This is a genomic window from Streptomyces sp. NPDC050315, from assembly GCF_040655775.1.
Classification (GTDB): Bacteria; Actinomycetota; Actinomycetes; order Streptomycetales; family Streptomycetaceae; genus Streptomyces.
The window spans coordinates 484,355-501,487 of record NZ_JBFAKN010000002.1 but is presented as its reverse complement, the minus strand read 5'-3'; the positions used below and the strand labels follow the sequence as shown (position 1 = coordinate 501,487).

Annotated in this window: 17 protein-coding genes; 11 read left to right on the top strand and 6 right to left on the bottom strand. The window is 71.5% G+C overall.

The features are described from left to right. Positions 1 to 32 precede the first annotated feature (32 nt). Positions 33 to 719: a biliverdin-producing heme oxygenase gene (locus AB0I82_RS09215; protein WP_363256501.1), complete on the top strand. Its 687-nt coding sequence runs from the start codon at positions 33 to 35 to the stop codon at positions 717 to 719. Here the strand turns inward: AB0I82_RS09215 and AB0I82_RS09210 are convergent. Continuing rightward, a complete protein-coding gene (locus AB0I82_RS09210) occupies positions 716 to 1,393 on the bottom strand; it encodes a PhzF family phenazine biosynthesis protein (protein WP_363256500.1) in 678 nt (225 codons plus the stop codon). The genes AB0I82_RS09215 and AB0I82_RS09210 overlap by 4 nt on opposite strands. A 213-nt stretch (positions 1,394 to 1,606) precedes the next feature. On the opposite strand from AB0I82_RS09210, the gene efeO reads away from it, so the two are divergent. The 4 genes from efeO to AB0I82_RS09190 are packed head-to-tail and all read left to right on the top strand — an operon-like array spanning position 1,607 to position 5,899. Next, positions 1,607 to 2,746, top strand: coding sequence for an iron uptake system protein EfeO (gene efeO, locus AB0I82_RS09205; protein ID WP_363256499.1), 1,140 nt, complete (start codon positions 1,607 to 1,609; stop codon positions 2,744 to 2,746). 9 nt (positions 2,747 to 2,755) lie between these two features. Continuing rightward, complete coding sequence (efeB, locus tag AB0I82_RS09200; protein WP_363256498.1) at positions 2,756 to 4,024, top strand: iron uptake transporter deferrochelatase/peroxidase subunit; 1,269 nt, start codon at positions 2,756 to 2,758, stop codon at positions 4,022 to 4,024. 38 nt (positions 4,025 to 4,062) lie between these two features. Beyond that, positions 4,063 to 5,058, top strand: coding sequence for an iron uptake transporter permease EfeU (gene efeU / locus AB0I82_RS09195; RefSeq protein ID WP_363256497.1), 996 nt, complete (start codon positions 4,063 to 4,065; stop codon positions 5,056 to 5,058). Next, the gene (locus AB0I82_RS09190; protein WP_363256496.1) at positions 5,009 to 5,899 is read left to right on the top strand and encodes a hypothetical protein; all 891 of its coding nucleotides are present in this window, start codon (positions 5,009 to 5,011) and stop codon (positions 5,897 to 5,899) included. Before efeU ends, AB0I82_RS09190 begins: the two co-directional genes overlap by 50 nt. 24 nt (positions 5,900 to 5,923) lie before the next feature. On the opposite strand, the gene AB0I82_RS09185 is transcribed toward AB0I82_RS09190, so the two are convergent. From AB0I82_RS09185 to AB0I82_RS09165, 5 genes are all read right to left on the bottom strand, one after another. After that, entirely contained in the window at positions 5,924 to 6,670 is a 747-nt protein-coding gene (locus AB0I82_RS09185) for a bifunctional DNA primase/polymerase (protein WP_363256495.1), read from the bottom strand. Between the two features lie 165 nt (positions 6,671 to 6,835). After that, complete coding sequence (locus AB0I82_RS09180) at positions 6,836 to 7,795, bottom strand: small ribosomal subunit Rsm22 family protein (RefSeq protein ID WP_363256494.1); 960 nt, start codon at positions 7,793 to 7,795, stop codon at positions 6,836 to 6,838. 41 nt (positions 7,796 to 7,836) lie between these two features. Continuing rightward, the gene (locus AB0I82_RS09175; protein WP_363256493.1) at positions 7,837 to 8,466 is read right to left on the bottom strand and encodes a hypothetical protein; all 630 of its coding nucleotides are present in this window, start codon (positions 8,464 to 8,466) and stop codon (positions 7,837 to 7,839) included. Positions 8,467 to 8,560: 94 nt separating this feature from the next. After that, positions 8,561 to 10,048: a sialate:H+ symport family MFS transporter gene (locus tag AB0I82_RS09170; RefSeq protein WP_363256492.1), complete on the bottom strand. Its 1,488-nt coding sequence runs from the start codon at positions 10,046 to 10,048 to the stop codon at positions 8,561 to 8,563. Further along, entirely contained in the window at positions 10,045 to 11,004 is a 960-nt protein-coding gene (locus AB0I82_RS09165; protein ID WP_363256491.1) for a dihydrodipicolinate synthase family protein, read from the bottom strand. Before AB0I82_RS09165 ends, AB0I82_RS09170 begins: the two co-directional genes overlap by 4 nt. Before the next feature lie 167 nt (positions 11,005 to 11,171). Here AB0I82_RS09165 and AB0I82_RS09160 point away from each other — a divergent pair, with 167 nt between their 5' ends. From AB0I82_RS09160 to npdG, 6 genes are all read left to right on the top strand, one after another. Beyond that, on the top strand, positions 11,172 to 11,861 hold the full coding sequence (locus AB0I82_RS09160) for a FadR/GntR family transcriptional regulator (RefSeq protein ID WP_363256490.1): 690 nt from the start codon (positions 11,172 to 11,174) through the stop codon (positions 11,859 to 11,861). A gap of 206 nt (positions 11,862 to 12,067) precedes the next feature. After that, the gene (locus AB0I82_RS09155; protein ID WP_363256489.1) at positions 12,068 to 13,171 is read left to right on the top strand and encodes a sialidase family protein; all 1,104 of its coding nucleotides are present in this window, start codon (positions 12,068 to 12,070) and stop codon (positions 13,169 to 13,171) included. Then, positions 13,168 to 14,520 (top strand): extracellular solute-binding protein, encoded by a 1,353-nt coding sequence (locus AB0I82_RS09150; protein ID WP_363256488.1) that lies wholly within the window; start codon positions 13,168 to 13,170, stop codon positions 14,518 to 14,520. Before AB0I82_RS09155 ends, AB0I82_RS09150 begins: the two co-directional genes overlap by 4 nt. After that, entirely contained in the window at positions 14,517 to 15,434 is a 918-nt protein-coding gene (locus AB0I82_RS09145) for a sugar ABC transporter permease (RefSeq protein ID WP_363256487.1), read from the top strand. Before AB0I82_RS09150 ends, AB0I82_RS09145 begins: the two co-directional genes overlap by 4 nt. A gap of 11 nt (positions 15,435 to 15,445) precedes the next feature. Continuing rightward, positions 15,446 to 16,291 carry a carbohydrate ABC transporter permease gene (locus AB0I82_RS09140; protein ID WP_363256916.1) on the top strand — a complete coding sequence of 282 codons (846 nt, stop codon included), beginning with the start codon at positions 15,446 to 15,448 and terminating at the stop codon, positions 16,289 to 16,291. An 84-nt stretch (positions 16,292 to 16,375) separates the two neighbouring features. Beyond that, positions 16,376 to 17,125, top strand: coding sequence for an NADPH-dependent F420 reductase (gene npdG / locus AB0I82_RS09135; RefSeq protein WP_363256486.1), 750 nt, complete (start codon positions 16,376 to 16,378; stop codon positions 17,123 to 17,125). Positions 17,126 to 17,133 lie beyond the last annotated feature (8 nt).

The following is a 17,133-nucleotide window of genomic DNA, read 5'->3' as shown; positions in this document are numbered from 1 at the left end:
GGCCGCTACCGCTCGGTCCCTGGAGGCCCGCCTTGGACGCGCACACTTCCGCCCGTACGCCGTTCTCCGCACTGATCCGCACGGCGTCCCGCGAAGCGCACTCGGAGGTGCGGGGCTCCTCCTTCATGGAGGACATGCTCGGCGGCCGCCTCGGCGTCGCCGCCTACCGCCGCTACACCGAGCAGCTGTGGTTCGTGTACCGCGCCCTGGAGGGAGCCGCGGACACCCTCACCGCCGACCCGATCGCCGGCCCCTTCCTCCGCCCCGAGCTGGTCCGCACGCCCGAGCTGGAGCGCGACCTCGCGCATCTGGGCGGGCGGGGATGGCGCGCCGCGATCCGGCCGCTGCCCGCCACGGAGGCGTACGTGGCGCGGATCGCCGACTGCGCCCGCGACTGGCCCGCCGGGTACGTCGCGCATCACTACACCCGCTATCTCGGCGACCTCTCCGGCGGCCAGATAGTCCGCGACACGGCCGAGAAGGCCTGGGGCTTCGCGCGCAAGGGCGACGGCGTCCGGTTCTACGTCTTCGAGGACATCGGCAATCCCGCCGCCTTCAAGCGCGAGTACCGCGCGCTGCTGGACGCGCTGCCGGTCGACGACCTGGAGAAGCAGCGCATGGTCGAGGAGTGCAAGCGCGCGTACGCGCTGAACACCGACGTCTTCGAGGAGCTGAGCGCGGAGTTCGGCGGAGACGGCGCGAGCCCGCTGAGCGCCTAACTCAGTCGCCGCACGTCACTGAGTACGACACGACCCCCGACATCGATCGCGCCCCCGTCCCGTGGCCGGGTGAGGATCTGTGAGCCGCGCCCCTGCCGTACGTCCAGCGCCCGGCCGAGGGTGTGCGTGAGCTGCAGGGCCGCGGCCCCCGTCGCCTCGTCCTCGACGATGTTGTCGCCGCGCCGCGGAAAGCCGCGGGTCCGCACTCGTCCCGCCGCCTCGTCCGCCCAGGCCCACGCGTACAGCCAGCCCTCGCCCGGTGGCGGCGCGGGCAGCGCGTCCACCTCGGCGACCGAGGCGTACTGATGCGGCGTGCGGCCCGTCGCCCACTCGGCGCGCCCGCGTACCCACGTGAGCTCCTCGTCGTACCGCACCGCCACGTCCCCGGCCGGCGGCCGCAGCACGTCCACCGGCGCCCCGAGGTGTCGCAGCAGCCAGGCCGTGCCGACCAGCGGGTGCCCGGCGAACGCCAGGCGCGCTGTGGGTGTGTAGATGTCGACCGCGCCGCGCCCCGCGTCGTCGACGAACACCGTCTCGCTGAAGCCCAGTTCGCGGGCGAGCGCCTGCCGTTCGTCACGCCCGGAGAACGCGGACCCGTCCAGTACGACACCGAGAGGGTTTCCGCCGTCGCCCGCCGGGCCGCAGAACACCCGCAGTACGTGAAGTTCCGTCATGACGGCATTGAACACCGGTGACAGATCAACAGGGTTGTGGGGTCTTACCTTGGCCGGTGCATTGCCGTGTCATTGCCGGGTATTTGGCGGTCCGTTATGGGTTCGTAGCTGGTGAGAGAGGGATCACTGTTCGGGCGGAAGGGAATCAGGTAAGCCTCGGATAAGTTAGGCCCGCCTTAGTTTGCCGTTGTCCGAAGAAGCCTGGAGCCCCGTATGCGAGCCCTCCGCTCCGCCACCGCCGCCGCGATCACCGTGGCCGCCGCACTGACCGCAACCGCCTGCACGGCCAAGAGCGAGTTGGCGGGTGACGCCGGGAAATCGGGCGCCGTGCAGGTGACCGCGTCCGACGACGCGTGCGAGGTGTCGAAGAAGGAGTTCCCGGCCGGGCACGTGCAGCTCGCGGTCGAGAACAAGGGCAGCAAGGTCACCGAGGTGTACGTCTACGCGCCCGGCGACCGCATCGTCACCGAGCGGGAGAACATCGGCCCGGGCACCAAGGCCGCCATCACCGCCGAGGTGAAGGCCGGTTCGTACGAGATCGCCTGCAAGCCCGGCATGAAGGGCGACGGCATCCGGCAGAAGGTCACCGCGACCGGCAAGGGCGCCGCCGTGCAGCGGAACCCGAAGCTGGACGCGGCGGTGGCCGAGTACCGCAAGTACGTGCAGCAGCAGGCCGACGAAACCCTGCCCGCCGCCCAGAAGTTCGCCGACGCGGTCAAGGACGGCGATCTGGCGGCCGCGAAGAAGGCGTACGCGCCCTCGCGCATCGGCTGGGAGCGCACCGAGCCGGTCGCGGAGTCCTTCGGTGACATCGACCCCAAGGTCGACGTGCGCGAGGACGGCCTGGAGGACGGCCAGAAGTGGACCGGCTGGCACAAGCTGGAGCAGTCCCTGTGGGAGAAGAAGAAGATCTCCGGGGACGACAAGAAGCTGGCCGATCAGCTGATCAAGGACCTCAAGGACTGGCAGCAGCGGGTCGGCAAGGCCGAGATCACCCCCACCAGCATGGCCAACGGCGCCAAGGAGCTGCTGGACGAGGTCTACACCGGCAAGGTCACCGGTGAGGAGGAGCGCTACAGCCACACCGACCTGGTCGACTTCCAGGCCAACGTCGAGGGCGCGGAGAAGGCGTACGAGCTGCTGAAGCCGGTCGCGAAGAAGAACGACCCGGCGCTGGTCGAGGAGCTGGACAAGCAGTTCGCGGCGATCGGGAAGCAGCTGGACGAGTACCGCGAGGGGGACGGCTTCGTCGCGTACGACACCGTTTCCAAGAGCGACCGCAAGACCCTGTCGGACGGCGTCAGCGCGCTGGCCGAGCCGCTGTCGAAGCTCGCCGCCGCCGTCGCCGAGTAGGAGGGCCCCATGGCAGTCGACGAAACCGAAGGCAACGCTCCCTCCCGCCGCGCGCTGATCGGCTGGGGCGGTGCCGGGCTCGCGCTCGGCGCCGTCGCGGCCGGCGGCACGGCCGTCGCGATGAACTCCGGCGGCGAGGCCGCGCCGGCCGCCGACTCCGGTGCCGCCGTCCCCTTCCACGGCGCGCACCAGGCCGGCATCGCCACCGCGGTCCAGGACCGCCTGCACTTCGCCGCGTTCGACGTCACGACGGAGGACCGCGAAGAGCTGATCGGCCTGCTGAAGGAGTGGACGGCCGCCGCCGCGAAGATGACGGCGGGGCGGCCGGTCGGCGAGGGGGCGGTCGGCGGGATCGCCGAGGCGCCGCCGGACGACACCGGCGAGGCGCTGGACCTCAAGCCCTCCCGGCTCACACTGACCTTCGGCGTCGGTCCCACCCTCTTCGAGAAGAAGGGCAAGGACCGGTTCGGAATCCGGGACCGGCGGCCGGACGCGCTGATCGACCTGCCGAAGTTCCCCGGCGACAACCTCGATGCCGCGCGCAGCGGCGGCGACCTGTGCGTCCAGGCGTGCGCCGACGACCCGCAGGTCGCCGTGCACGCGATTCGCAACCTCGCCCGCATCGGCTTCGGCAAGGTCGCCGTGCGCTGGTCGCAGCTGGGCTTCGGGAAGACCTCCTCCACGACGCCGGACGCGCACACCCCGCGCAACATGTTCGGCTTCAAGGACGGCACCCGGAACATCGCCGGCAGCGACGCCGCGGCGCTCGACAAGCACGTATGGGTGGGGGAGCGGGACGAGAAGGGGGCCGGGGGCTGGATGGCCGGCGGCTCGTACCTCGTCGCGCGCCGCATCCGGATGCACATCGAGACCTGGGACCGCACCTCGCTCAAGGAGCAGGAGGACGTCTTCGGGCGCAGCAAGGGCGAGGGCGCCGCGGTCGGCCGCAAGAAGGAGTTCGACGCGCCGCACCTGAAGTCGATGCTGCCCACCGCCCACGTGCGGCTCGCGCACCCCGACACCAACGGCGGCATCCGCATCCTCCGCCGCGGCTACTCCTTCACCGACGGCACGGACGGCCTGGGCCGGCTGGACGCGGGGCTGTTCTTCCTCGCGTACCAGCGGGACATCCGGGACGGCTTCGTGCCGCTGCAGAAGAACCTGGCGCGCAACGACGCGCTCAACGAATACATCCAGCACGTGGGTTCGGCCGTGTTCGCCGTCCCGCCGGGCGTCCGGGACGAGGACGACTGGTGGGGCCGGGCGCTGTTCGCCTGACTTCCGCCGGAAATGCTCGGAAATGAGAGGGAACCGACTTGTTCGGTAACTATCTGATCGGCCTGCGCGAAGGGCTCGAAGCCAGTCTCGTCGTCTGCATCCTCATCGCCTACCTGGTCAAGACCGGCCGCCGGGACGCGCTCAAGCCCATCTGGCTCGGCATCTCCGTCGCCGTGCTGCTCGCGCTCGGCTTCGGCTGCGTCCTCCAATTCGGCTCGCAGACCCTGACGTTCGAGGCGCAGGAGGCGCTCGGCGGCACCCTGTCGATCATCGCCGTGGGCCTGGTGACCTGGATGGTCTTCTGGATGCGGCGCACCGCGCGGCACTTGAAGGCCGAGCTGCACGGCAAGCTGGACGCGGCGCTCGCGATGGGCACCACCGCGCTCGTCCTCACCGCCTTCCTCGCGGTGGGCCGCGAGGGCCTGGAGACCGCGCTGTTCGTCTGGGCTGCCGTACAGGCGAGTTCGGACGGTACGCCCCGGCCGCTCATCGGCGTGCTGCTCGGCCTGCTCACCGCCGTGCTGCTGGGCTGGCTGTTCTACCGCGGTGCGCTGAAGATCAACCTCGCGAAGTTCTTCACCTGGACCGGCGGGATGCTCGTCGTGGTCGCCGCCGGGGTCCTCGCGTACGGCGTTCACGACCTGCAGGAGGCCCGTTTCCTGCCGGGCCTGGCCAGTAAGGCGTTCGACATCAGCGAGCAGGTCCCGGCGGACAGCTGGTACGGCACGCTGCTGAAGGGTGTCTTCAACTTCCAGCCCGATCCCACAGTTGTCCAGGTGGTGGTCTGGTGCCTCTACCTGATCCCCACGCTCCTCTTCTTCTTCGCCCCCGGTAGGGTGGCGCAGAATCGAGCCACCCCGGCGGCCGCAGAGTCCGCCCCGGTCGCCCAGAAGGAGCCCGAGCCCCATGACACGCAGGTCACCGTTCCGGGTGCCCGTCGCGATGATGACCGCGAGCGCGGCACTGCTGACCCTGAGCGGGTGCATGACGGTGCACGGCGAACGGGAGAAGATCCCGGCAACCTCCAAGGCTGAGGCCGCCAAGGCCCTGAAGCAGTTCGTCGCCGGGTACAACAAGGCCAACACGACCTTGGACCCGGCGGTGAACGCCACGTACGAGACCGGCGCGCTGCACGACATCGACGAGGCCATCACCAAGGGCGGCCGCCAGGTCAGCCCGAACGGCAACCCGGACTGGGACCCGCTGGAACTGAAGGACGCGCGGTTCGCGATACCCAAGCAGGCGGGCTGGCCGAAGTTCTTCGTCGCCGACACGGTCAGCAACCGCAACAACGGCCACTGGCTCGTCGCCTTCACCCGCAACGGGCCCAGCGAGAAGTGGAAGGCCGCCTACCTCCTGCTGCTGGACAAGGAGGAGGTGCCGGAGTTCGCCACCGACGCGGACGGCTACGCCGAGCCGGTGCCGGCCAAGGGGTCAGGGCTGACGGTCGACCCGGGGCAGCTGGCGAAGACGTACGCCAAGTACCTCAAGACCGGCGAGGGCGACTTCGCGCCGGGCCCGGACACCGACGGCTGGCGCGAGCAGCGGACGGCCGCGGCCAACCGGCCGGGCCAGCACACCGAGACCGTGGACGAGCCGTACAAGGCCCCGGCGATGGCGCTGCGCACCAAGGACGGCGGCGCGCTGGCCTTCTTCGCGACGTACCACTTCCAGCACCGCACGCTGCCCGCCGGCCACACCTTCTCGCTCAAGCCGGCCCTGCAGGCGGTGCGCAAGGGCCCGCTGAAGAAGACCAACAAGATGACCTTCACGACCGTGTCCGAGCAGGTCGTGAAGGTGCCGGCCAAGGACGACGGCGGCAGCGTGGTCTTCCTCGACCGGCAGGGCCGGACGACCGAGGCGAAGGCCGGCTAGGCCGAGCCTGCCGGATCAGCCAGCTCAGCGGCCGATCGGCCAGGCCGCCGACTCGTGCTCGTGGTCCTCGCGGGCGTACGCGGCGCAGGCGTCGGTCAGCGCCTCCAGGAGGGAGAGCGGGTCCGGCAGCGGGCGCTCCGGGCCACGCAGCCAGCGCACCGGGGGCTGCTCGCCGGGCAGCCGGGACGGCGGCAGCAGGACATAGCTCCCGCGGCAGTGCCAGCGCAGGCCCGGGTGCTCGTCCATGGTCTCGGGGTGGCAGTCCAGCTCGCAGGGCCACCACTCGTCCTCGTCGTCCGGGGTGCCGCGGGTGGCCGTGAAGAACAGCATGCGGCCCTCCCGGGGCCCGGCGCCGCTCAGTACGACCGGGCCGACCTCCACGCCCTCGGACTCCAGCCGCGCCAGCGCGCTGCGGCCCGCTTCGGGGGGCACGTCCAGCACGTCGTGGGCGATGCCGGTGGCGGTGACGAAATTGGCCTGCGGATGTTTGCGCAGCCACTGCGTGACCTTCTCGCGGTCGGTCGTGGCGACGGTCTGCCAGCCGAACGAGACCGGATGGCGGCCGGGCGTCGGACAGCCGATGCGCTCACAGGAACAGCCGTAGCCGGAGGGATGCGCCGCCGGGGCCAGCGGGAAACCCGCGTCGGCCGCTGCCAGCAGCAGGTCCTCGCGGCCGCCCTGGGCCGCGGATGATCCCGTGTCCGTATCGACGCCGTCCGAACCGCTCCTCGGCCGGCGCAGCCACTGGGAGAACCTGCTCTTGCGTTCCATCTATCCCCTCACTTCGAGCGGTGGTCTGGGATCAATGCTGCCACCATCCTCCTCCTTGGGTGACCGGAGCGGAGATTCGGGGTGTACGGGACGCGTTGTACGGGGGGCGCATCGGGCGCTCAGAAGGGGCGCGGACGCGGCCCGGCGAGCGCCCCGCGCCACCGGCTACTCCTCGCCCGGCACCGTGCCGCCCCAGGAGGCGTCCCGCGCGGCCCGGTAGACGGCCCCCTGCCGCTTGGTGACCGTACGGCGCTGCAGGCCGTCCTCCGCCGTGCACACGTCCAGCAGCACCTGGCCCTTGCGCAGCAGCGGCTTGCGCACGATGCGGGCCGGGGCCGGGCGGGCCTCGACGCGGGTCGCCGCGACATATGCGTACTTCTCGTCCTCGTACGGCAGCGAGCCGCCCTTCACCTGGCGGTGCAGCGAGGAGCGGTTCACCCGCGCCGCGAAATGGCACCAGTCCTCGCCCGGGACGATCGGGCACTCCGCGCTGTGCGGGCAGGGCGCGATCACCCGCAGCCCCGCCGCCACCAGCTGGTCGCGGGCCGCACGGATGCGTGCGTACCCGTCCGGGGTACCCGGCTCGATCAGTACGGCCGTCCGCGACCGGGCCGCCGCCGTGACGACGGCCTCCCGGTCGGCGCCGGTGAGCTCGCCGAGCACGTACGAGACGGTGACCAGGTCGGTGTCCTCGGGGACGGAAAGCCCCTCGCCGATCACCTGGCGCTGCCAGCGGATGTCGGGGAGCGTCCCGGCGGCCAGCTCGCGGCCGAGCGCGAGGGCCGGCTCGGCCCAGTCCAGCACGGTCGTGTGCAGCTTCGGCCAGACGTCGGCCGCCGCCCAGGCGGCCGCGCCCGTGCCGCCGCCGATGTCGAGGTGCGAGGCGGGCGCCCAGTCCGGCAGCCGCTCGCCGGCCGCGGCCAGCGCGGACCGTACGGCTTCGAACGTCGCGGGCATCCTGTACGCGGCGTACGCGGCGACGTCGGCGCGGTCCCTGAGCACCGGAGCGTCCGTCGGCGTGCGCCCGCGGTAATTGGCGATCAGCCGCTCGACGGCGGCCGCGGCCTGCTTGGGCGGCAGCCCGTCGAGGACCCCGGCCAGGGCCCCGCGCAGTTCTTCGTGCATTCGAGCAATTCTACGGGCCGGTGCCGGGAGCCCGGCCGGCGTCACCAGCGGGGCGGCGGGGGCGCCGTCAGCTGGTCGGCCAGCCGGGACAGCCGGTCGCGGAAGCGCCGGTGGCGGCGCGGCGCGGGCAGGCTGTTCTCGCCCGCGGCCGCGCTGACCAGGTGCTGCACGGTGTCCAGGTCCAGATCGGAGGCGGCCGGCTCGGCCGTGATCTCCGCCGGCCCCGGCACCGTCAGCGCATCGTGCGCCAGCGCCCCCAGATCCCGGTCGCCCGCGTCCAGCGCCAGCACCGTCGCGCCGTTCCGCCGGGCGTCGTGCACCCGCTCCAGCAGCCCTGCCCCCGGCGCGTCCGGCGCCACGACCAGCAGCGTCTCGCCCCGCCGTGCCGTCTCCAGCCGCCCGAGGCCCACCGAGAGGTGTGCCGGGACGCCCAGCGGGACGCGGTGCCGCACCAGCGTCGGGGAGAGCTCCGGCAGCCCCGACCACGCGGCCTCGTCGTCGAGGTGCGCCGCCAGGTGCCAGGGCTCGTACTCCGCGCTGCCGACCAGCAGCAGCCCGCCGCCGTGCGGCGCGACAGACGCGCGCAGCGATCCGGCGAAGCGGCGGGTGGCCTGGATCCATTCGGTACCGGCGAGGACTTCGCGCAGCAGCGCGACGCGTACGGCATCCATGGCCCGCACCTTGCCGCCGCCGGCGGCCGACGGGGGCGCACGTCGAACGCGGCCACCCGTACGAGTGACAGAGTTCGACGCGCGCCCGCGGGGCCTACGCCTCCTGCTGCACGCGCGCCTCCGGCCCCGCGCCCGCCACGGCCGACTCCTCGGCGGCCAGGTGGTCGCGGGGCGCGTCCGGGTCGAGCAGCCGGTTCAGCCGGGCCGGCACGTCGAAGCCGACCAGCAGCACGACCAGGACCGTACCGGCGAAGGTCAGCAGCGCCAGCGAGCTGCCCAGCGACCGGCCCTCGGCCAGGCTCGCGCCCAGTACCGGCGCCACCGCGCCGCCCAGCGCCCCCACGTTGTACGTGAAGCCCAGGCTCGCGGCCCGGCTCTCGGTGGGGAAGTGGCCGCCGATGTAGCGCGGCAGCAGCCCGGAGATGCCGAAGCTGAGGGCCTGGAGGACGAACAGCAGGACGCCGAGGACCAGCAGGTTGTCGCGCGCGGCGAAGACCGGGAAGACGAAGACCAGCGAGGCGAGCAGGGTGAACGCGTACGCCTTCTGCGCGCCGATCCAGTCGCCGACGAACCCCGCCAGCCAGCAGCCGGCCATGGTGCCGAAGCCGGCGAAGAACAGCACGTTGGTGACCTGCCCCGGGGAGTAGTGCAGCTCGGTCTTCAGATACGTCGGCAGCAGCGCCTGGATCGGCCAGGTGTACAGGAAGGCGACGAAGACCGTCACGATCAGCGCGAGGTACAGCAGCCAGCCGCGGCGGCCGCCGAGCTGGACGGCGAGCGCGGCCAGGGTGACGCCGGAGAGGACGGAGAGCAGCGGGACGGCGCCCGCGCCGACCGGCGTGAAGACGCCGAAGAGGGACAGGGTGGCCACGACGGTCAGTACGGTGTTGACGCTCGCGCGGAGTGGTGTGCCGAACAGCGGCCGGAAGGGGTTCGGCCTGGTCTCCCGCTCGGCGACCGTCGCGGACCACTCCTCGGCCTCCGGCAGCGCCCGCCGCACCCACAGCGCGACCACGATCGGCAGCAGGCCGATGTAGAACATCCAGCGCCAGCCGAGCGCGGGCACGACCCACTTGTAGCACTCGGCGGCCAGCACCGAGCCCATCGAGAAGCCGGAGATCAGGAAGCCGCTGGCCCGGCCGCGGACCCGGGCCGGCCAGCTCTCCAGTACGTACGTGGCGCTGGCGCTGTACTCGCCGGCCATGCCCATGCCGATCAGCAGCCGGGCCGCGAAGAGGCTGGTGAAGTCCCAGGCGAAGCCGCAGGCGAAGGTGCCGAGGGAGTAGAGCAGGATGCTCGCCACCATCGACGCCTTGCGGCCGAAGCGGTCGCCGAGCGCGCCGAGGACCGCGCCGCCGAGCCAGCGGGTGATGAACGCGCCGGAGACCAGGCTCGCGGCCTGCACCGTGCTCAGCTCGAACTCGGCGCTGATCTCGGTCAGCACCAGGGTGATCAGTACGAAGTCGAAGCCGTCCAGGACATAGCCGATCCAGGCGGCGAAGAACGACTTCCACTGTCTCGGGCTCACCTCCCGGTACCAGGGGAGGGCGGCCTTGCGCGCCGGGCGCGCGGCGCCGGTCAACGGACCGGCTCCAGGCCCGCGGCGGTCAGATGCCGGGCGACCGCGGTCACGGACTCCGGGCCCAGCGGCAGCTGCGGCGCCGCGGTGGCCGGGTGGGCGATGACGCCGAGCAGGTGCAGCGCGGCCTTGAAGGAGCCCAGCGCCGAGGAGCTGCGGCCCATCTCCGCCTCCGGGCCCACGTCGACCATGCCGAAGAGCGCGACCAGCCGCTCCTGCTCGGCCGCGGCGCCCGCCCAGTCGCCCGCGCGGCAGGCGTCGTACAGGCGGACATAGGCGGCCGGGTCGACATTGCCGATGCCCGGGACCACGCCGTCCGCTCCGGCGAGCAGCGCGGCGTCCACGGTCAGCTCGGAGCCGGTGAGGACCGCGAAATCGGGCGCGGGGCCGGTGCGGCGGCCGTCCCTGCCGCCCAACTCGACGATCAGGCGGCGCAGCCCGGCCTCGTCGCCGCTGCTGTCCTTGAGCCCGGCCAGCGTGCCGTCCTCGGCGAGCTCCCGCACCAGCGCGCCGGAGAGCTTGCTGTGCACGGAGACCGGGATGTCGTACGCGAAGAGCGGCAGGTCCACGGCGGCCCGGAGCGCGCGGAAGTGCCCGGCGATCTCCTTCGGGTGCGTACGGGTGTAGAAGGGCGCGGTGGCCACGAGCGCGTCGGCGCCCAGCTTCTGCGCGGTGCGGGCGTGGTCGAGCACCCGGGCGGTGGTGGTGTCGATGACGCCCGCCAGCACCGGCACCCGGCCGTCCGCCGCCTTGATCACGGCCTCCAGCGCTGTGGCCCGCTGCGCGTCGGTGAGGTAGGCGACCTCGCTGGTGGAGCCGAGCGCGAAGAGGCCGTGCACCCCGCCGGTGACCAGGTGTTCCACCAGCCGCCCGAGCGAGCCGGTGTCGACCTCGCCGCGCGGGTCGAGGGGAGTGCAGACCGGCGGTACGACGCCGGTCAGCGGGGTGGGCAGTGCCATGACGGGCTCCAGAGCGGCCAGAGGTGGATGCAGGGGCTGGGGAGGTTGGATGTAGGACATGGGATGTCCTATGTCTGGGTCACAATAGACCCGGCCCGGAGCGGTCGGTCAAGAGGTCGCCGGCCCGGTCATCCGGATCCACCCCGGCGAGACGGAGAGGCAGACACATGGCGCGCGGCACGATGTCCGAGGACGTCCAGGCGCAGATCAAGCAGCTCATCCTGCGGCGGAAGCTGGTGCCCGGCGACCCGCTGCCCACCGAGGCCGAGCTGGTCGAGCTGCTCGACGTCAGCCGGAACTCCGTCCGCGAGGCGCTCAAGGCGCTGCAGGCCATGCGCATCGTCGAGATCCGGCACGGCTTCGGTACGTACGTCGGGACGCTGACCCTGGACCCCTTCGTGGAGGGCGTCGCGTTCCGGGCCGCGGTCCGCCACCACCAGGGCGAGGCCAGCCTGTACGAGCTGATGGAGGTCCGCGAGGCGCTGGAGGCCGGGCTCGTCGGGGCGGTCGCGCGCAGCCTGCCGCCGGAGGACCTGACCGTACTGCGCGGCCTGGTCGACCGGATGGAGAAGGAGGCGGCGGCCGGCCGGGTGGAGAGCGGCACCGACCGCGCCTTCCACCTCGCGCTGTACCGCTCGCTCGGCAACCACCTGCTCAGCGAGGTGCTGGACGCCTTCTGGGATGCGCTGCGCCGGGTCCGCAAGGACCTGGACGACAGCAGCCAGGAACCGGAGGTGACCTGGCGTCAGCACGCGGAGATCGTCACCGCGCTGGAGGCGGGCGACGGCGACCGCGCGGTCGAGGCGATGCACCGGCACTTCGACGGCATCCGGGAGCGGCTGAAGGACGCGGTGTAACGGGCCGGGACCCGCTCGGCTCCCGAAGGTCCGCCGCGCCCGTACCCCTTGCGTACAGCCGCAGTTCACCCGCAGTTCCGCCGCCTGTGGCATACGCGCGAGGCGGGCGACACGGGTCATGTCGGGTGCCTTGACGCCCCGTTGGGCGCTCCCTATGGTCACCGCAGGACAAGGGACGTCCTACGTCTGGTCGTTAGGGGCTGCCCGTGGCGTACGAGACCTCTCAACCCTTCCGCGCCGGGACCGGCGGTTACGCCAGTTACCGCATCCCGGCCGCGGTCGTGACGCGGACCGGCACCTTGCTCGCCTTCGCCGAGGGCCGCGTCGCCTCGGCGTCCGACACCGGCGACATCGACCTCGTACTGCGGCGCTCCACCGACGGCGGCCGTACCTGGGGCCCGCTGACCGTCGTCGACCGCAACGGCACCGGCACGGCCGGCAACCCGGCCCCCGTCGTCCTGCACACCGGCCCGCACTCCGGCCGCACGGTGGTCGTCCACGTACGCAACGCGGGCAGCGCCACCGAAAGCGCCATCCGGCGCGGCGAGGTCTCCACCGCCGACGGCCGCCGCGTCTGGATCCAGCACAGCGACGACGACGGCGGCACCTGGAGTACCCCGCGCGAGATCACCGCGCAGACCAAACGGGCGAACTGGCGGTGGTACGCCACCACCCCCGGCCACGCCCTCCAGCTCCGCGACGGACCGTACGCCGGCCGGCTCGTCGTCCCCGCCAACCACTCGATCGCCCCCACCGTCCCCGGCGACACCGGGAGCGAGGGCCGTTACGACGGCGGGCACAGCCTCCTCAGCGACGACTCCGGCGCGACCTGGCGCATCGGCTACACCGACTCCAACCCCAACGGCTACATCAACACCAACGAGACCACCGCCGCCGAACTCCCCGGCGGCCGCCTCTACTTCAACGCCCGCAACGACTCCGGCGCGCCCGGCACCCGCGTCGACGCCTACTCCGCCGACGGCGGGGAGCGTCTGGAGAAACCTTTCAGAGCCCAGGTCGGTCTCGCCGCGCCCGTCGTCCAGGGCAGCGTGCTCCACCTCGGCACCCCGGACGTACTGCTCTTCTCCGCCCCCGCCGACCGTGAGTCCCGCGCCCTGATGACCGTACGCGCCAGCCGCGACCACGGCCTGACCTGGCACGACACGCACACCGTCAACGGCCTCCCGGCCGCCTACTCCGACCTCGTACGGATCGACCCCGACACCGTCGGACTGCTCTACGAAACCGGCGACTTCAGCGCCTACTCGACGATCACCTTCCGCCGCATCCCCGTGGAGGAGCTGGCATGAGGACGTACGACACGAGTTTTCCGGGCGGCGCGCGCCGCAGATCCGTACTGGGCGGGGCCGCGGCAGTGGCCGCCGGCTTCGCGCTCGCCGGCTGCGGCGACGGCGGCGAGGACAAGAAGGCCGCGCCCAAGGAGCGCAAGAAGGGCCAGAAGATCACCCTCACCTTCTGGTCCTGGGTGCCCGGCATCGACAAGCCCGTCGACCTGTGGAACAGCAAGAATCCCGAGGTCCAGGTCAAGGTCGAGAAGGTCTCGGCGGTCAACGGCGCCCAGTACGCCAAGATGCACGCCGCGATCAAGGCGGGCAATCCGCCCGACCTCGCCCAGATCGAGTTCCCCGTCGTGCCCAGCTTCCTGCTGGACAACGGGCTGCTGGACCTGACCACCGTCGGCGGCGAACGGTACAAGAGCAAGTTCGTGGGCTGGCAGTGGCAGCAGTCCGTCTTCGGCAAGGGCGTCTACGCCATCCCGCAGGCGTCCGGCCCGATGGGCCTGTTCATCCGCCGGGACCTCTTCGACAAGTGGGACATCGAGCCGCCCGCCACCTGGGACGAGTACGAGGCCGCGGCCAAGAAGATCCGCAAGAAGGGCGCCTGGATCGAGACCTTCGCGCCCACCAACGGCAACCGCTTCGCGGGCTACGCCTGGCAGGCGGGCGCCAAGTGGTACACCGCCGAGGGCGACAACTGGACCGTCGCCGTCGACGACGAACCCACCCGCAAGGTCGCCGACTACTGGGAGGCACTGGTCAAGCAGAAGCTCGTCAAGACCATCCCGGACCGGCAGAACGCCTGGTACAAGGACATCCAGACCGGCGCCATCCCCGCCTGGCTCGGCGCCAGCTGGGGCGACGCACTGCTGGTCGGCAACGCGCCGGACACCAAGGGCAAGTGGCGCGCCGTACCGCTGCCGCAGTGGACCAAGGGCGCGAACGCGCAGGCCAACTGGGGCGGCTCCACCACCGCCGTCTTCGCGGGCGCCGGCTACCCCAAGGACGCCCTCGACTTCGCCGTCTGGCTCAACACCGACCCCGAAGCGATCAAGCTGCTCATCGAGGGCGGTTACGGCTTCCCCAGCGCGAAGACCGGCTACGAGACCAGCGACCTGGACGTCCACAAGGAGTTCTTCGGCGGGCAGGCGTACAGCCAGGTCTTCCGGGAGGCCGGTGACCACGTGGACACCAGCTGGCAGTGGGGACCCGGCGTCGACACCCTCTACCAGCGCCTGGGCGACGCCTTCACCGAGGCGCTGAGCAGCGGCGACTCCTTCCGCTCGGTACTGAAGAAGGTCCAGGCGCAGACCGTGAGCGACCTCAAGGGCAAGGGCCTGAAGGTGGAGAGCGGCGGGTGAGACGGCCGACCCGTACGGAAGCCCGTAACGCCCGCGCCGCGGCGGGCTTCCTGCTCCCCTTCCTCGCGCTCTTCCTCCTCACCTTCATCGCGCCCATCGTGTACGCGATCTGGCAGAGCCTGCACAAGACCGAGCGCACCGGTCCGCTCGGCCTCGGCGGCGCGGAGCGCGAGGTCTTCGCCGGGCTGGCCAACTACGCGCAGGCGCTCGCGGACGACCGTTTCCTCTCCGGCTTCGGCCGGGTGCTGCTCTTCGGCGCCGTACAGATCCCACTCATGATCATCCTGGCGACCGTCCTGGCGCTGCTCCTCGAAAGCGCGAGCGCCCGCTGGGTCACCTTCTTCCGCAGCGCGTTCTTCCTCCCATACGGCGTCCCCGGCGTCATCGCCTCGATCCTCTGGGGCTTCCTCTACGTCCCCGGGATCAGCCCGCTGGTGAAGATGGCCCAGGAGGTCGGCTGGGACGTGGACTTCCTCTCCCGCGGCACGGTCCTGTGGTCCATCGCCAACATCGTCACCTGGCAGTTCACCGGCTACAACATGCTCGTCCTGATCTCCCAGCTCAAGGCGGTACCGCAGGAGCTGTACGAGGCGGCGCGCATCGACGGCGCCAACGCCCGCCAGGTAGCCCTCCACATCAAGATCCCGCTCATCCGTCCAGCCCTCGTCCTGACCTGCGTCTTCTCCATCATCGGCACGCTCCAGCTGTTCGCCGAGCCGATGGTGCTGCGGCCGCTGGCCTCCTCCATCGACTCCGGTTACACGCCCAACCTGCACGCCTACAGCGAGGCGTTCGTCGGCAACAACCAGCACCTCGCGGCCGCCGAGGCGGTCCTGCTGGCGCTGGTCGCCTGCGTCCTGTCGTTCGGCTTCCTGCGGCTGGTCGGACAGCGCGGAAAGGAGGACGGCCGATGACCCGCCGGCCGATGACACCCGCCGCGCTCCGCTACCGCATCATCACCTGCACCCTGCTGACCCTCGCCGCCGTCTACTTCCTCGTACCGGTGTACTGGCTCGTGGTCTCCGCCACGAAGAGCAGCGGCGACCTCTTCGGCAGCTTCGGCTTCTGGTTCGCGAACCCGCGCCCGGTCCAGTACCTGACCGACGTCCTCACCTACGACAACGGCATCTACGCCCGCTGGTTCGCCAACTCCACGCTGTACGCGGGCGTCGGCGCGCTCGCCGCGACGCTGCTGTCCGCGGCGGCCGGCTACGCGCTCGCGAAGTTCCCCTTCCCGGGCCGAGAAGGAATCTTCAACGTCATCCTGGCCGGCGTCCTGATCCCCGGCACCGCCCTGGCCCTCCCGCTCTACTTCCTCTTCAGCGGCTTCGGGATGTCCAACACCTACTGGTCCGTGCTGATCCCCAGCGTGGTCAGCCCCTTCGGCGTCTACCTGTGCCGGATCTACGCGGCCGCCGCCGTGCCCGACTCGCTGCTGGAGGCGGCCCGGATCGACGGCGCGGGGGAGTGGCGGATCTTCTCCGGGCTCGGGCTGCGGCTGATGATCCCCGCGCTGGTCACCGTCTTCCTCTTCCAGTTCGTGCACATCTGGAACAACTATTTCCTGCCGCTGGTGATGCTCTCCGACTCCGACCTGTACCCGATCCAGCTGGGCCTGACGTCCTGGACCGGCTACGCCGACCGGCAGCCGGAGCTGTACCAGTACACCGTCGGCGGCGCGTTCCTCTCCGTCCTGCCGCTGATGATCCTGATGACGGTGCTGCAGCGGTACTGGCGGACGGGGCTGACGGAGGGGAGCGTGAAGGCGTGACCGGCGGGGAGGGGGTTTCATCGTGATCACTGGCACGTTGCGGCTGACTGCCCGGCAGGGGCGCGGCGTGCCAGTATCGCTGGCATGACTACTCCTGACGATGCGCAGCCCGTGAACTCCACGACTCCGGTGAATGTCGCGACCGAGGCCAAGAAGGCGCTCAAGAGGGATCCTTGGGACCTCCCTGATGTGTCCGAACTGGTCATCGGCGTGCTCGGCGGCACGGGTGACCAGGGGCGCGGGCTCGCCTACCGGTTCGCCCGGGCGGGCCAGAAGGTGATCATCGGCTCGCGCGCGGCCGAGCGGGCGCAGGCCGCGGCGGACGAGCTCGGGCACGGTGTGGAGGGCGCGGACAACGCGGAGTGCGCGCGCCGCTCCGACGTGGTGATCGTGGCGGTCCCCTGGGAGGGGCACGCCAAGACGCTGGAGTCGCTCCGTACGGAGCTGGCCGGCAAGCTCGTCATCGACTGCGTCAACCCGCTCGGCTTCGACAAGAAGGGCGCGTACGCGCTCAAGCCCGAGGAGGGCAGCGCGGCCGAGCAGGCCGCCGCGCTGCTCCCGGAGTCGCGCGTCACGGCCGCCTTCCACCACCTCTCGGCGGTGCTCCTCCAGGACCCGGCCGTCGAGAAGATCGACACGGACGTGATGGTGCTGGGCGAGAAGCGGGCCGACACGGACGTGGTCCAGGCGCTGGCCGGCCGCATCTCCGGCATGCGCGGCGTCTTCGCCGGCCGACTGCGCAACGCCCACCAGGTCGAGTCCCTGGTCGCCAACCTGATCTCCACCAATCGGCGATACAAGGCACATGCGGGGTTGCGGGTCACGGACGTGTGAGCGACGGG

What these genes read in the sequence shown, in the direction of transcription:
- AB0I82_RS09175 (WP_363256493.1), bottom strand. Translation starts at nt 8,466, where the DNA reads ATGGATGCCGTACGCGTCGCGCTGCTGCGCGAAGTCCTCGCCGGTACC.
- AB0I82_RS09180 (WP_363256494.1), bottom strand. Translation starts at nt 7,795, where the DNA reads ATGCACGAAGAACTGCGCGGGGCCCTGGCCGGGGTCCTCGACGGGCTG.
- efeO (WP_363256499.1), top strand. Translation starts at nt 1,607, where the DNA reads ATGCGAGCCCTCCGCTCCGCCACCGCCGCCGCGATCACCGTGGCCGCC.
- AB0I82_RS09140 (WP_363256916.1), top strand. Translation starts at nt 15,446, where the DNA reads ATGACACCCGCCGCGCTCCGCTACCGCATCATCACCTGCACCCTGCTG.
- AB0I82_RS09165 (WP_363256491.1), bottom strand. Translation starts at nt 11,004, where the DNA reads ATGGCACTGCCCACCCCGCTGACCGGCGTCGTACCGCCGGTCTGCACT.
- AB0I82_RS09185 (WP_363256495.1), bottom strand. Translation starts at nt 6,670, where the DNA reads ATGGAACGCAAGAGCAGGTTCTCCCAGTGGCTGCGCCGGCCGAGGAGC.
- AB0I82_RS09160 (WP_363256490.1), top strand. Translation starts at nt 11,172, where the DNA reads ATGGCGCGCGGCACGATGTCCGAGGACGTCCAGGCGCAGATCAAGCAG.
- AB0I82_RS09210 (WP_363256500.1), bottom strand. Translation starts at nt 1,393, where the DNA reads ATGACGGAACTTCACGTACTGCGGGTGTTCTGCGGCCCGGCGGGCGAC.
- efeB (WP_363256498.1), top strand. Translation starts at nt 2,756, where the DNA reads ATGGCAGTCGACGAAACCGAAGGCAACGCTCCCTCCCGCCGCGCGCTG.
- AB0I82_RS09190 (WP_363256496.1), top strand. Translation starts at nt 5,009, where the DNA reads ATGACGGTGCACGGCGAACGGGAGAAGATCCCGGCAACCTCCAAGGCT.
- npdG (WP_363256486.1), top strand. Translation starts at nt 16,376, where the DNA reads ATGACTACTCCTGACGATGCGCAGCCCGTGAACTCCACGACTCCGGTG.
- AB0I82_RS09150 (WP_363256488.1), top strand. Translation starts at nt 13,168, where the DNA reads ATGAGGACGTACGACACGAGTTTTCCGGGCGGCGCGCGCCGCAGATCC.